The organism is Shewanella sp., from assembly GCF_051658185.1.
Taxonomy (GTDB): Bacteria; Pseudomonadota; Gammaproteobacteria; order Enterobacterales; family Shewanellaceae; genus Shewanella.
On sequence record NZ_JBOFMC010000117.1, the window covers coordinates 17,048 to 29,377 of the forward strand.

14 protein-coding genes and 1 other RNA gene are annotated in these 12,330 nt (G+C 50.2%); 8 read left to right on the forward strand and 7 right to left on the reverse strand.

All coding sequences use genetic code 11. The features are described 5' to 3' along the window. Nucleotides 1–10: 10 nt before the first annotated feature. Nucleotides 11–859 (forward strand): Dam family site-specific DNA-(adenine-N6)-methyltransferase, encoded by an 849-nt coding sequence (locus ACRCZA_RS04905; protein WP_438673352.1) that lies wholly within the window; start codon nucleotides 11–13, stop codon nucleotides 857–859. On the opposite strand, the gene ACRCZA_RS04910 is transcribed toward ACRCZA_RS04905, so the two are convergent. Beyond that, complete coding sequence (locus ACRCZA_RS04910) at nucleotides 852–1,037, reverse strand: DUF2970 domain-containing protein (protein ID WP_438673353.1); 186 nt, start codon at nucleotides 1,035–1,037, stop codon at nucleotides 852–854. The two genes, ACRCZA_RS04905 and ACRCZA_RS04910, sit on opposite strands and share 8 nt — an antisense overlap. Continuing rightward, the gene (locus ACRCZA_RS04915; protein WP_438673354.1) at nucleotides 1,037–1,399 is read right to left on the reverse strand and encodes a hypothetical protein; all 363 of its coding nucleotides are present in this window, start codon (nucleotides 1,397–1,399) and stop codon (nucleotides 1,037–1,039) included. The genes ACRCZA_RS04910 and ACRCZA_RS04915 overlap by 1 nt, the downstream gene beginning before the upstream one ends. A 273-nt stretch (nucleotides 1,400–1,672) precedes the next feature. Between ACRCZA_RS04915 and rpe the strand changes: the two genes are divergently transcribed. From rpe to trpS, 3 genes are read left to right on the forward strand one after another with little or no spacing between them, the layout of a single operon-like run. After that, entirely contained in the window at nucleotides 1,673–2,347 is a 675-nt protein-coding gene (rpe, locus tag ACRCZA_RS04920) for a ribulose-phosphate 3-epimerase (protein ID WP_438673355.1), read from the forward strand. A 3-nt stretch (nucleotides 2,348–2,350) separates the two neighbouring features. After that, a complete protein-coding gene (locus tag ACRCZA_RS04925; protein ID WP_438673356.1) occupies nucleotides 2,351–3,031 on the forward strand; it encodes a phosphoglycolate phosphatase in 681 nt (226 codons plus the stop codon). A gap of 53 nt (nucleotides 3,032–3,084) precedes the next feature. After that, nucleotides 3,085–4,083 (forward strand): tryptophan--tRNA ligase, encoded by a 999-nt coding sequence (trpS, locus tag ACRCZA_RS04930; protein ID WP_438673357.1) that lies wholly within the window; start codon nucleotides 3,085–3,087, stop codon nucleotides 4,081–4,083. A gap of 159 nt (nucleotides 4,084–4,242) precedes the next feature. On the opposite strand, the gene ACRCZA_RS04935 is transcribed toward trpS, so the two are convergent. After that, nucleotides 4,243–5,115, reverse strand: a complete 873-nt coding sequence (locus ACRCZA_RS04935) for a LysR substrate-binding domain-containing protein (RefSeq protein ID WP_438673358.1) — start codon at nucleotides 5,113–5,115, stop codon at nucleotides 4,243–4,245. Nucleotides 5,116–5,236: 121 nt separating this feature from the next. On the opposite strand from ACRCZA_RS04935, the gene ACRCZA_RS04940 reads away from it, so the two are divergent. After that, nucleotides 5,237–6,115 carry a DMT family transporter gene (locus ACRCZA_RS04940; protein WP_438673359.1) on the forward strand — a complete coding sequence of 293 codons (879 nt, stop codon included), beginning with the start codon at nucleotides 5,237–5,239 and terminating at the stop codon, nucleotides 6,113–6,115. A gap of 208 nt (nucleotides 6,116–6,323) precedes the next feature. Here the strand turns inward: ACRCZA_RS04940 and dolP are convergent, their stop codons facing one another. From dolP to ACRCZA_RS04960, 4 genes are all read right to left on the reverse strand, one after another. Further along, a complete protein-coding gene (gene dolP / locus ACRCZA_RS04945) occupies nucleotides 6,324–6,890 on the reverse strand; it encodes a division/outer membrane stress-associated lipid-binding lipoprotein (protein WP_438673360.1) in 567 nt (188 codons plus the stop codon). After that, entirely contained in the window at nucleotides 6,887–7,480 is a 594-nt protein-coding gene (locus ACRCZA_RS04950) for a phosphoheptose isomerase (RefSeq protein ID WP_438673361.1), read from the reverse strand. The genes dolP and ACRCZA_RS04950 overlap by 4 nt, the downstream gene beginning before the upstream one ends. Nucleotides 7,481–7,611: 131 nt before the next feature. Next, nucleotides 7,612–7,938: a YraN family protein gene (locus tag ACRCZA_RS04955; protein ID WP_438673362.1), complete on the reverse strand. Its 327-nt coding sequence runs from the start codon at nucleotides 7,936–7,938 to the stop codon at nucleotides 7,612–7,614. Then, a complete protein-coding gene (locus ACRCZA_RS04960) occupies nucleotides 7,935–9,800 on the reverse strand; it encodes a penicillin-binding protein activator (RefSeq protein ID WP_438673363.1) in 1,866 nt (621 codons plus the stop codon). Before ACRCZA_RS04960 ends, ACRCZA_RS04955 begins: the two co-directional genes overlap by 4 nt. Before the next feature lie 88 nt (nucleotides 9,801–9,888). On the opposite strand from ACRCZA_RS04960, the gene rsmI reads away from it, so the two are divergent. The 3 genes from rsmI to ACRCZA_RS04975 all read left to right on the forward strand — a co-directional run bounded on the left by rsmI (nucleotide 9,889) and on the right by ACRCZA_RS04975 (nucleotide 11,911). Next, nucleotides 9,889–10,731 carry a 16S rRNA (cytidine(1402)-2'-O)-methyltransferase gene (gene rsmI / locus ACRCZA_RS04965; protein ID WP_438673364.1) on the forward strand — a complete coding sequence of 281 codons (843 nt, stop codon included), beginning with the start codon at nucleotides 9,889–9,891 and terminating at the stop codon, nucleotides 10,729–10,731. A gap of 64 nt (nucleotides 10,732–10,795) precedes the next feature. Then, nucleotides 10,796–11,167, forward strand: an RNA gene (gene rnpB, locus ACRCZA_RS04970) — RNase P RNA component class A. Between the two features lie 165 nt (nucleotides 11,168–11,332). Beyond that, on the forward strand, nucleotides 11,333–11,911 hold the full coding sequence (locus ACRCZA_RS04975; protein WP_438673365.1) for a hypothetical protein: 579 nt from the start codon (nucleotides 11,333–11,335) through the stop codon (nucleotides 11,909–11,911). The last annotated feature ends 419 nt before the right edge of the window (nucleotides 11,912–12,330 follow it).

The window sequence follows — 12,330 nt, forward strand, 5'->3', positions numbered from 1 at the left end:
ATCAAGTTAAATGATCAAAAAACATAGAGCCTTCCTTAAATGGGCTGGCGGTAAATTTAAATTGGTGGATGATTTAGCGCGTGCTTTACCCGCTGGGGATCGTTTAGTCGAGCCCTTTGTTGGCGCAGGTTCGGTGTTTTTAAATACTGACTATCAGCAGTATTTATTGTGCGATATCAACGCTGACTTGATTGCGCTATACACTATCGTCAAAGAAAGACCTGCCGAGTATATTGCCGCCGCCAAGCAATTATTTGTCGATGAGATGAATCAAAAAGAGGCCTATTACCGGGTACGCACTGACTTTAATAAATGCCGAGACCCCTTCCAGCGCTCAGTGTATTTCTTGTATTTAAATCGTCACGGGTTTAATGGTTTATGTCGTTATAATCGTAAAGGCGGTTTTAACGTGCCTTTTGGGTCATACAAAAAACCTTACTTTCCTGAGAAGGAAATTTGGGCCTTTTCTGAAAAGGCGCAACGTGCTGAATTTAAATGCATTGGCTATGAAAAGGCTTTTGAACAATTGCAAGCGGGTGATGTGGTTTATTGCGATCCTCCCTATGCGCCGTTATCCATCACCGCAAGTTTTACCACCTATGTGGGGGCAGGCTTTAGCTTAGACGATCAAGCACTGCTGGCGCGTCATTCACGCCATACTGCCCTTGAGCGCGGCATTCCTGTGCTGATCAGCAATCATGACATACCGCTCACGCGCGAGTTGTATCGGGGCGCGCACCTGACCAAAATCCAAGTCCAGCGGAATATCAGCCAGAACGGCAGTGGTCGCCATAAAGTCGATGAGCTGATGGCGCTGTATGACGAACATTATGATTTACATGATGAACAGACTAGTTAAGCACTTGGCTGACAATCCACATCAAACTCAGCACTAATAGCGCAGCGAATAGAATGCCCATGATAATGTAGGGCAGCGGCGAGCGGTTGCGGAAATCTCGTTGCCGTTGGTTATCGGATTGCACCCCAAAAAAGGCGGCGAGAGTGCTGCAAAAGATCTGCCACAGGCGGCTTAGCATCAGTAGCTAAGTTGCGAGTTGGCCGGTTTCATATCCTCAATTGGCTTATCTTGATGTCCATGGAGCAGTTCGAGCAGATCGACAAAGTGGAACTGACCTGAGCGATTCTTGCCCGCAAGCCAAGAGCCCCAACTTAAGGATTGAGTTTGGTCGGCGCAGCGATTATTAGGATGGCTAGAGGGGAGGGAGGGATTGTAGCGCGTTTCATTACACGTGCAGGCAGAGGTCTCTGAGCTTGAGCTTAACTTTTCTACCCCCAAGGCAAGGCCGCCGACGACGATAGCCGTAAAAGCCAGCATTATCGTAGACTTAAATGTCACAGCACCTAGCAGGTGAGAAATCTGAGTTAACCGCCCCTTCATCGCCCTTTCCTTCAAATAACCCCTTACCGCGCCCGAAGTATAACAAACTCGCTCAGTTTGCAAACAATTTTCTATCAACAATCTCCCCAGTTAGCGACAAATTTAACGCGGTAAAGGGTTGTAGTCGCAGATGTTGTCTCTATTGGCGCTAACCATGCGGCATCATTCACATTTTACTGAAGTAGAATCGCGATAAATGTGGTGTTAGCTATAGAGGCGTGGCGGCGCTAAGGGTAAAATAAGGCACTTTTTATCCATTGCAGCGAGTGTGTTATGCGTCCATTCTTAATTGCTCCATCGATTTTATCCGCCGATTTTGCCCGTCTAGGAGACGATGTTAACGCCGTATTGGCCGCTGGTGCCGACGTGGTGCACTTTGATGTGATGGATAATCACTATGTCCCGAATCTCACCATTGGCCCTATGGTGTGTAAGGCGCTGCGCGATTACGGTATTACCGCTGATATCGATGTGCACTTAATGGTGAAACCGGTCGATCGGATTGTCCCCGATTTTGCTAAAGCTGGAGCTTCGATTATTACCTTCCACCCGGAGGCGTCAGAGCATATCGACCGCACGCTACAGCTTATTAAAGAATGTGGTTGTAAGGCTGGCCTCGTGTTGAATCCTGCCACGCCCCTGCATTATCTTGACCATGTGATGGATAAGCTCGATGTGATTTTATTGATGTCAGTGAATCCCGGTTTTGGTGGGCAATCATTTATCCCATCAACCTTAGATAAACTGCGCCAAGTACGGGCACGCATTGATGCCAGTGGCTTTGATATTCGCCTTGAAGTCGATGGCGGCGTGAAAGTGGATAATATCGCCCAAATTGCGGCTGCCGGGGCGGATATGTTTGTGGCGGGGTCGGCCATTTTTGGTCAGCCAGACTATAAAGCTGTGGTTGATGAAATGCGCGCTGAACTGGCGAAGGTGGAGGGATAAGTGATGTGGAATAAGATTAAAGCCATTGCATTTGATCTAGATGGTACGCTCATCGACAGCGTGCCGGATCTTGCGGTGGCGACCCAAGCGGCATTAGCCGAGCTCGGGTTAGCCAGTTGCACCGAAGCGCAAGTGCGCACTTGGGTCGGCAACGGGGCAGAGATGTTAATGCGCCGCGCCATGAGCCACGCCCTTGGTGAAGCGGTAGCGCAGGCCGCGCTCGATGCGGCTATGCCAGTCTTTATGCACCATTATCAAGAAAATCTGGAGAAGCACAGCGCGCTGTATCGTGACGTGCACTCCGTGTTGCAAACGTTGTTCGAGGCCGGTTTTAAGCTGGCGGTCGTGACCAATAAACCCTACCGTTTTACGCTGCCGTTACTTGAAGCGTTTAACATCAATGAGTTTTTCAGCCTCGTGCTTGGGGGCGACTCCTTGGCAAAAATGAAACCCGATCCCCTGCCGCTGCAGCATCTGCTAGCGCAATGGCAATTAGATACGACTGAGCTGTTGATGGTCGGAGACTCTAAAAATGACATTTTAGCGGCGAAAGCGGCCGGGATAGCCTCAATCGGCTTGACCTATGGCTACAACTACGGTGAAGATATCGGCCTGGCTGGCCCAGATGCCGTGTGCGAGCAATTTAGCGAGCTGCTTAACTGGATAACTCCAGCCCAGCGTTAATTGATTAGATCCTTTTTATTTATAGTATTTTTTGATAGCGGAGCAATAACCCAATGACCAAACCCATAGTACTCAGCGGTGCACAGCCGTCCGGCGAATTAACCATAGGTAACTACATGGGTGCATTGCGTCAATGGGTTGCGATGCAAGACAGCCACGATTGCCTGTATTGCGTGGTGGATTTACACGCCATTACCGTGCGCCAAGATCCTAAAGCACTGCGTGAGGCTTGTTTAGATACCCTCGCCCTGTATTTGGCCTGTGGCGTGGATCCTAAAAAGAGCACCGTATTTATTCAATCCCAAGTGCCACAGCACACTCAGCTGGGCTGGGCATTAAATTGTTACACCCAAATGGGTGAGCTAAGTCGGATGACGCAGTTCAAGGATAAATCGCAAAAGCACGCCAACAATATTAACGTTGGCCTGTTTGGTTATCCGGTGCTGATGGCGGCAGATATTTTATTGTATCAAGCTAATGCCATTCCCGTAGGGCAAGACCAGAAGCAACATCTTGAATTAACTCGTGATATTGCTACGCGGTTTAACAATGCCTACGGTGAGACCTTTACCATCCCTGAGCCTTTTATCCCCGAGCACGGCGCTAAGGTGATGTCGCTGCAGGATCCGCTGAAGAAGATGTCTAAGTCGGACGATAACCGTAATAACGTGATTGGTCTGCTGGAAGATCCTAAATCGGTGCTGAAAAAGCTGAAAAAAGCCATGACAGATAGCGATGAGCCGCCAGTCGTGCGCTTTGATATGGAAAATAAGCCAGGCGTCTCTAATCTGCTGAGCTTAATGTCAGGTGTGACGGGCCAAAGTATTGCCAGTTTAGAAGCCGAGTTTGAAGGCAAAATGTATGGTCACTTAAAAGTGGCTGCGGGCGAAGCAGTGGTGGGGATGTTAGAGCCGCTGCAGGCGCGTTACCGCGAATTGCGTGCCGATCATGCTTATCTTGAGCAAGTGATGAAAGCCGGCGCCCAAAATGCGCAGGCGCGCGCCGAAGTGACCTTAAAAGATGTCTATGAAAAGATTGGTCTGCTGGTTTAACATCACGGACGTCATTTGACCATTTGATAAAGCCGACGCCTGCGTCGGCTTTTTTATAAGGCAAGTTTTGTGCTTAAATCAGCTTAACTATCGCATCTCCTTTTGCCGCCGTCTATTTGGCTTAGCCGTCTAGCTTTGCCTTCTCGTGTCACTATCCCGCTATGCCTGTGATTTAAGCCAAGCAGCAAAGGCGGCAATAGCGGGTTCTGATAGACGGCGCTGTTTACATAAAAAACAAAACTCAAAGCCGGTATGCACATCGGGCAAATTAACCGCCACTAAGCGGCCGGTGGTGATATCGCCAGCCACCATAAAATCCGGTGCAAGCGCAATGCCTTGGCCAGCTATTGCCGCTTCAATCGCCATCACAATATGGCTAAAGATATGCTGCTGTTCATTGTTTAAGCGGATTTGGTGCGCCGAGGACCATTTGTGCCAATCCAACCCCAAAGGTCCTTCATCCACGATAAGTAAGGCTTGCTGCTGAAAATTGGCTAAATTGATTTCACGCCATTTGGGATAAAGGCTGGGGCTGCATACCGGGATTAAGCGTTCCTTATGCAATAATTGTTGCCAGTAGCCGCGTTGATTGAGTTTACTGGCGATAAAAATATCGGCCGTGCTGGTGCGTAAATCAGGATCTTGCGTGAGCATTTCGAGACGGATCTTAACGCTAGGATATTGGCGCCGAAAATCCGCCAGCCGCGGCACTAACCATTTCACCGCAAAAGAACTGTAGACCGCGAGACACAATTGCTGGTTCGGGGTGTTACCAATCTTAAGGTTAAGATCGCTTAATTCATTGAAAATACGCTCTAATTCAATAAATAACTCCTGCCCCTTGGCCGTGAGTTGTAGCTTGCGCCCGCGGCGATCAAACAAGGGCTCACCAAAGTAATCCTCTAGCACTCGAACTTGGTGGGATACGGCGCTTTGGGTAATGCAAAGTTCATCGGCTGCCCTTGAAAAATGCGCCTGTCTGGCAGCCGCCTCAAAGACCTGTAATGCGCGTAATGGCGGAAGTTTTCTCATGATTTTCAATGCATAATTTTTTTAGTATGAATTTAATTCATTTAGCATGAGAAAGCATCATTTTAGCTTAAGTTTTGCCTGCACTATCATGCAGCACACTTTTGTTTTTGGATGTTGAGCAATGCAGCGCCCTGTGATTATCGGCCTTATGTTATTGATTGTAGGCAACCTATTTAGTGCATTTTACGATGTGTCGATCAAATGGTTGCCAGCCGATGCCAATGCCGCGAGTTTTTTACTCGTCAGGCAAATCAGCTCGGTGTTTATGTTGTTACCCGTGTGGTTATATGCACAGCGCCCAATGACCACGCATATATCGGTTCACCTTTGGCGCGCCAACATCGGCTCGATAGGCGCGCTTTTTTTAATTATTGGGTTGATGGCATTGCCGCTCGCGACCGTCAGCTCGCTGTTTTACTCCGCTCCGTTGATGATTATCTTAATGGGCTATGTGTTCTTTAAGGAGCGAATTACCCCCGGACAGATTTGGTGCACCTTATTAGGATTTGTCGGTATTTTGATTATTTTACGGCCAAGCGAGATGAATTGGTTTGGGCTTGCGGTGCTGTTTTCGGCCTTTACCTTTGCAGTCAATCAGTTGACCCTGAAAAAGGTGCCGAATACTGAGCATCCGGTACTGACGTTGATGCTCTATAACCTGCTTGGGATCCCTGCCACAGTGCTGATGGTCTCCTTCCAAGGACTGCAGGGGCTGAGCTGGACGTTACTTGGTGTCGCCTTGCTGAGCAATGCGTTTTTACTCATTTATCATTGGTTTTGCGTGCTCGCTTATCGTAAGGCTCAGGCCAGCGATATCGCCATCGCAGAATATACTGGCTTGTTATTTATCGTATTTTTAGGTTGGCTGCTGTTTGATGAATGGTTGGATAGTTGGAGTTGGTTGGGGGCGGCGTTAATTGTCCTGCCATCACTGCTGCTCCCGTGGCTTGCCAGTCTGTTGGCTAAACCTCAAGCGCTACAGGTCGAAGATGTGCGTTGAGCAGATGGCGGCAGGGCTTACCTGTCTACGCATGCGCGCTAGTGCACAAGGGTTAACCTAAGGCTGTACGGATCCTAAAGGGACGTTTGCGGCGATTGGGGGAACTGCGAGCCACCGCGCTGGGCAGGGGCTCGCTGAGCATGGTAGCGTCGTAAAGCGGGTGACTTGCTGGTGGATCATGTCGCCACCTCAGTGGCGATTAATCATGTTATTCAACAAATTCAAATACTTTTACTACTTTACGGACGCCAGCCGTGTTGCGGGCGATGTCGACGGCTAAATCGGCTTGGGAGCGATGGATTAATCCCAGCAGAAAGACTTCGCCATTTTCGGTGATCACCTTAATCCGGGTCACATCCAGTTCTTTTTCATTGAGCATACGCCCTTTGACTTTGGTGGTAACCCAAGTGTCATTGCTGCGCGTGGTAAATGAGGTGGGGTTGCCAATACGAATTTGATTATGGATCTTGCCCCCCAGCTTAAGGTTTTGCACCACCTTGATGGCTTTATCCCTCAGCATCGAGTTAGGGGCTTGGCCTATCATCAGCACATTACCATTGACCGATACGCCGGTAATATTGGTTTGCTTTTTCAGATCGGCATGCTCAAGTAAGGCGGCGGTGATCTTAAAATCAGTATTGGTATCATCGAGTTGTGTTTTTACGGTTCGCTCATCATTGGCCATCATGGCGCCGCTGACTGCGCCCACCATCACGGCACCAGCGCAGCCTTGCAGCAGCAAGCAAACCATTAACAGTGGCGCGGCGTGTCTCATTGCTGTTCGTCCTGTGGGAAGAGGGTGCGGTCAATATTGTCACATAGGCAGTGGATCACCAGTAAATGCACTTCTTGAATACGAGCCGTGACATTGGAAGGCACGCGGATTTCCACATCGCCGACACTCAATAAGCCCGCCATTGCGCCACCGTCTTTGCCCGTGAGGGCAACAATCGTCATATCGCGGCTCAGCGCGGCTTCCATCGCTTTGATCACGTTGCCCGAGTTGCCGCTGGTTGAAATGGCTAACAGGATGTCACCAGGTTGCCCTAAGGCTAAGATTTGCTTTGAGAAAATCTGATCGTAGCTGTAGTCGTTGGCAATGGCCGTGATGGTTGATGTGTCGGTCGACAGGGCAATCGCGGGTAAGGGTGGGCGTTCAATCTCATAGCGATTGAGCAGTTCGGCCGAAAAATGCTGAGCATCACCGGCGCTACCACCATTACCACAGGCGAGGATTTTATTGCCACCTAAAAGGCATTGCACCATCATCTCCGCCGCTTTGGCGATGGACTCTGGCAGTGCTTCGGCTGCATCGATTTTAGTTTGGATTGATTCAGTAAAGCTGTCTTTAATGCGTTCTAACATGGATAAATCCTTTCAGGATAAAGTGTTGCTATCATGCCATAGTTCAACCGAGGAGTTGAGGCATGAGCGTGAAAAATAATGTAAATGCCGTCGTCACCCAATCGCGATTATGACGGCGGTTGCGGCCCCGGCTAAAAGGCCCCCGTTAGCCAATGGAGCTGGTCGTTATCAATGGCCACGAGGTCAAAGCGGCAGGGCGCATCGAGTCGATTAATTTGTAAATAATGGCTGGCCGCCTTACGAATTCGGGCGATCTGCGCTTGGCTTAGTGCCTGTAATGCGCCGCCAAATTGCGAAGCCGAGCGGTATTTGACCTCGACAAATACCCAGTAATGCTGATGGCGCATGACCAGATCGATTTCCCCAAAGGGATAGCGGACATTGCGCTCAACCAAGGTCAATCCTTGTTGCTCAAGGTAATGTTGGGCGCGCTGCTCCGCTGCTTGTCCGGCTGTCATAGCGCGCGAAAACTGCCTCTTTGGTAACGTCCCCAGCTCAATTGTCGATTGATCACGCCATCGGGATTGACCGATAGCGCGCCGCTGCGACCATTGAACTGGTATCCGGGGAATGAGCGCATTTGGGCTAATTTGCTAATTAACTCCATTGAATCATAACCCATGATAAATAGGCGTTTTTGGCTATTGTTCCAGCCGGGCCACAGGGTGTTTACCAGCAGGTTTTCTTCGCCATTTTGCATTAACCAAGGGGCATCGCTCATGGTTAAGTTATTTAAATCCTGCGCCGCTTGGCTTGACTCTTTATCAAGGCGGCTACGGCTGGAGGTGTATAGCGGCACTGGTTGGGTGAATACGCTAAAGTTGACATCGATAAACGCTTTGAGCAGGGTTAATTCCTGCGGCGTTGAAATCATATAAATCGCATCGATATCTTGGCGTGAGCGAAAATCCGCTTGAACGTTGTTGCCTAATAACTCTTTGATGCGTGCGATACGCGCCTGACTGTCACGCACGCCGAGCGCATCCTGCACTGTGGTGCGCATTTTATCGCCTGCTTCGTAGTAGTGCACTTCGATGGCGGTTTGGCTCTTTTTATTCCAAGCTTGAATAAAGCTCTCGGCCATGCGTTTGCCAATGGCGTCGTTGCTCGCAAGCAGCAGCGGCATAGTGACGCCATCTTGATACATACGCGCCGCCGCATCCGCCGCTTCTTGAGCCGGTGACAAGGCAAAGTAAAACTTGTTGATATCCGGTACGACTTTTTCAGTCTGATTTAAAAAGAGCTGCGGCACAGCTTTGGTGCTGACACTTGCGCCAGTAGCGCTGTTTTGCCCATCACTGGCCTGAGTCAGCAGTTGATCAATTTCGCTGGGCAATAGCGGGCCAATGATAAACTCAGCGCCAGCGGTCACCGCCTGTTGATAGGCTGCGGTGACGTCTGTCGCGGTGTCGTAGAAGTTAACGGCGACTTGGGCATCGGGCTTGGCAAGGTAACTGGCTAAAATCCCTTGACGAATCGCATTTGCGGCTCCGGCGATTTGCCCCGACAGCGGCAGCAGTACGGCAATATTTTTGGGCGCGAAGGGTTTAGCATTTAATGCCCGGTCGAGATCGGCAGGTAATGTTGCCGCCGCAGGGTGGTAAGGATTTTGTTGTTGCCATTCGCCCAAATAACGCACCAGTTGTGCGGGGTCGACCGCATAATGCTTCGCGATATAAGCCAGTTGCAGCCAGCCGGCAAATACTCCCTCGCTGGCATCGCGGGTAAAGGCTTGCAGGGTTTGCTCATGCATCGGCTGCAGCACCTGCCAAATCTGGTCGTTGACTTCGCGGGCCTCTGTGGCAGGCAAATATTGCGTCAGTAAACTCAGCTCACGCACCTGCTCGATAGGTTGTTTATTGAGTTGATATAAACGCGCTTTAAATTGGTGGTAAGCCGTCATTTGCCAAGCGGGTAACACCCAAGTGCTTGGATAATTGAGAAGCTTGAGCGCCTCGGCATAGGTTGACGTCTGCTCTAGCACCCGCGCGGAGAGGTATTTATGCTCAGCTAATAGCGTCGGGCTTTGGCTCAGGCTCGGTTTTATCGACTTAAGCAGTTTTTGCGCCGCCCCATAATCATTGGCATTGATATAGGCATGGGCCGCCAGTAGCAAATAGCTATCGCGTTGCAGAGGATCTTTGCTATTGGCCGCCTGCGTTAAATAGACCGTGGCTTCAAGGGGCGCAGAGGCAAGAGATGTGACCGTGGCGGGGGCTGTTGGGGTCGAAGTCGTAGGCGCCTTAGCGCTACAACCTGCCAAAATTGCCGATAACATGGCCACAGAAACGAACTTAGTTGTATTCAGGCTTTTTAACACAGTGCTTCACTCTGGTAAGATGCTGCCTCTAGTTTAACCTTCTCTCGCGCTTGACGAAAGTCTTCGCACTGTCATTACCGAGGTATATATGGACCAAAGCGTCGCACTCTACATAGTTCCCACCCCCATAGGTCACTTAGGTGACATGAGCTCGCGGGCGATAGATGTGCTAGGACAGGTTTCGTTGATCGCCTGTGAAGACACGCGTCACAGCGGCAAGTTATTGAGTCATTTTGGTATTACGACCAAAACCACGGCGCTGCATGATCATAATGAGCGGGCCCGCGCCCAGTGGATCGTCGAGCAGCTGGCGGCAGGGCAATCGGTGGCGTTAATTTCCGATGCGGGGACGCCGCTGATCTCCGATCCTGGCTATCATTTGGTGTCTCATGTGCGCCAAGCGGGGTTTCGGGTTATCCCGCTTCCCGGCCCTTGCGCCGCGATCACCGCGTTAAGTGCCTCGGGGTTGCCGTCGGATCGTTTTTCTTTCGAAGGATTTTTGCCCTCAAAGGAAAAGGCGCGTGCTGACAAGCTATTAGAATTAAAAGAAGATCCGCGTACGCTGATTTTTTACGAATCACCTCATCGGATTGAGCATAGCCTCACGACCATGGTGGAGGTGTTAGGTGGTGATCGTCATGTCGTGATGGCGCGGGAAGTGACCAAAACCTTTGAGACTTTTTTGTCTGGCCCCGTGAGCGAAGTGTTAGCAACGGTGAGCAGTGATTTGAACCAGCAAAAAGGGGAAATTGTGCTGATGGTGCATGGTTATCAACTCAATGATGAAGAGGCCATTCCGACCGTAGCGATCAATACCCTTAAATTACTCTGCGAAGAATTACCCCTTAAGAAGGCGGCGGCGATAGCGGCGCAAATCCATGGGCTTAAAAAAAATGCCTTGTATAAATATGGCTTAGAGTCTGATTTATAAGCACTGTGGCCTAAAGCATGGATTAACTGTGGTGCATACCGGAGCCTTGGGCTATAATCCGCGCCGAGTTGGCCAGACAGTCGCCGCGCTCAATTGAGCGGGGAGGAAAGTCCGGGCTTCATAGAGCAGGGTGCCAGGTAACGCCTGGGCGGTGTGAACCGACGACAAGTGCAACAGAGAGGAGACCGCCATCCTAGCTTAGGCTAAGGTGGTAAGGGTGAAAGGGTGCGGTAAGAGCGCACCGTGCGGCTAGCAATAGTCCGTAGCAAGGTAAACTCCACCCGAAGCAAGACCAAATAGGGTTCCACTGCTTACTTCGGTAAGTTAATGCGTGGCTCGCGTTGGAACCGGGTAGGTCGCTTGAGCCTGTGAGCGATTGCAGGCCTAGATGAATGACTGTCCACGACAGGACCCGGCTTATCGGCCAACTCACCTCATTATTGAAAACCGCACCTCTTTTGAGGTGCGGTTTTTTTTATGGTTAATTGCGCGGTATCTATATACGCTGTTTTATGGATTAATCGCGATGCCTTATGGATTGCGGCGCAATATGGCGCTCGATCTCCGCAGGCTCGCCCCATACTCACGAGGGAGAATCGAGATGAATCGTTTTTACGCAGGTATAAATAATTTCTGGGTAGGATTAATCACCGGGATCATGTTGCCTATCATGTTTATTGCTGCACTGTTGTATGCGACGGTCAGCAAACTTACGGGCCTTATCGAAGGGGTTGCGCTGACGCCCCTGATCCAGCGCAGTGAGCAAACCTTTGATAAGGTCGATAGTCTATTGCTGACCTTGGATGACAAGGTGAGTAATGCAAATTTCAAGGAGTTAGCGCTGTTAACGCCCTTAAAAAAAGCGCAGATTTTGCCTGAGTTACACACCCTCGCCGTCAGTGTTGAGCAACTATCACAAGCGGTATCTAAGATAGATAAAGAGGCACTGATTGCCCAGCTGAAAAGCAAATTAGCGGCGTCGTTGGCGGAGAAATTCTCGCAAGAAAAAGCGCAGCAACTGGCCCAAAGCTTAGTGGATATCGCCCTCGTGCTTGCTACTCGCGCCGAGAGTGCCGCGCAGGCTTCGCCCTCAGCGTCAACCTCCACCTCACCCTTAGCTATGCCGTTAGCAACACAGTCAGCCACCGTGCCGCCAGCCTCGTCAGGCGAGGGAGCATAATCAATGGACAATGCCAAGGGTGCAGAGCCCGCACGCGCCTTTGGCGGTTCTGGACTGATGCGTGTCGTGAGTTTGATGTTGATGAGGCGATGAACGCTGATGTCGATAAGCTAATTTTATGTTGCCAGATCACATTTACGGCAATACATAAATGTGAAAAACCTTTAATAACAATTGCTTGGTGATAGTGCGACAATCGGTCGCATGTAAAATGTTGATCAACTTAGGAATGATGCATCCGCTTTGAACTAAAAAGGATGTATTCATGACGTGTAAACTACACGCTATTGCGGTGGCTGTCGCAATGGCCTTGTCGCCCAGCGCGCTTGCAGGGCACACTCCCGATGAGACGTTAGTGGTGGTCGGTAGCCGAGTCGCCACCGAGATTGCCAATGTGGCCGGCAGTGTCACTGCCATCA

What these genes read in the sequence shown, in the direction of transcription:
- ACRCZA_RS04905 (WP_438673352.1), top strand. Translation starts at nt 11, where the DNA reads ATGATCAAAAAACATAGAGCCTTCCTTAAATGGGCTGGCGGTAAATTT.
- ACRCZA_RS04910 (WP_438673353.1), bottom strand. Translation starts at nt 1,037, where the DNA reads ATGCTAAGCCGCCTGTGGCAGATCTTTTGCAGCACTCTCGCCGCCTTT.
- ACRCZA_RS04915 (WP_438673354.1), bottom strand. Translation starts at nt 1,399, where the DNA reads ATGAAGGGGCGGTTAACTCAGATTTCTCACCTGCTAGGTGCTGTGACA.
- rpe (WP_438673355.1), top strand. Translation starts at nt 1,673, where the DNA reads ATGCGTCCATTCTTAATTGCTCCATCGATTTTATCCGCCGATTTTGCC.
- ACRCZA_RS04925 (WP_438673356.1), top strand. Translation starts at nt 2,351, where the DNA reads ATGTGGAATAAGATTAAAGCCATTGCATTTGATCTAGATGGTACGCTC.
- trpS (WP_438673357.1), top strand. Translation starts at nt 3,085, where the DNA reads ATGACCAAACCCATAGTACTCAGCGGTGCACAGCCGTCCGGCGAATTA.
- ACRCZA_RS04935 (WP_438673358.1), bottom strand. Translation starts at nt 5,115, where the DNA reads ATGAGAAAACTTCCGCCATTACGCGCATTACAGGTCTTTGAGGCGGCT.
- ACRCZA_RS04940 (WP_438673359.1), top strand. Translation starts at nt 5,237, where the DNA reads ATGCAGCGCCCTGTGATTATCGGCCTTATGTTATTGATTGTAGGCAAC.
- dolP (WP_438673360.1), bottom strand. Translation starts at nt 6,890, where the DNA reads ATGAGACACGCCGCGCCACTGTTAATGGTTTGCTTGCTGCTGCAAGGC.
- ACRCZA_RS04950 (WP_438673361.1), bottom strand. Translation starts at nt 7,480, where the DNA reads ATGTTAGAACGCATTAAAGACAGCTTTACTGAATCAATCCAAACTAAA.
- ACRCZA_RS04955 (WP_438673362.1), bottom strand. Translation starts at nt 7,938, where the DNA reads ATGACAGCCGGACAAGCAGCGGAGCAGCGCGCCCAACATTACCTTGAG.
- rsmI (WP_438673364.1), top strand. Translation starts at nt 9,889, where the DNA reads ATGGACCAAAGCGTCGCACTCTACATAGTTCCCACCCCCATAGGTCAC.
- ACRCZA_RS04975 (WP_438673365.1), top strand. Translation starts at nt 11,333, where the DNA reads ATGAATCGTTTTTACGCAGGTATAAATAATTTCTGGGTAGGATTAATC.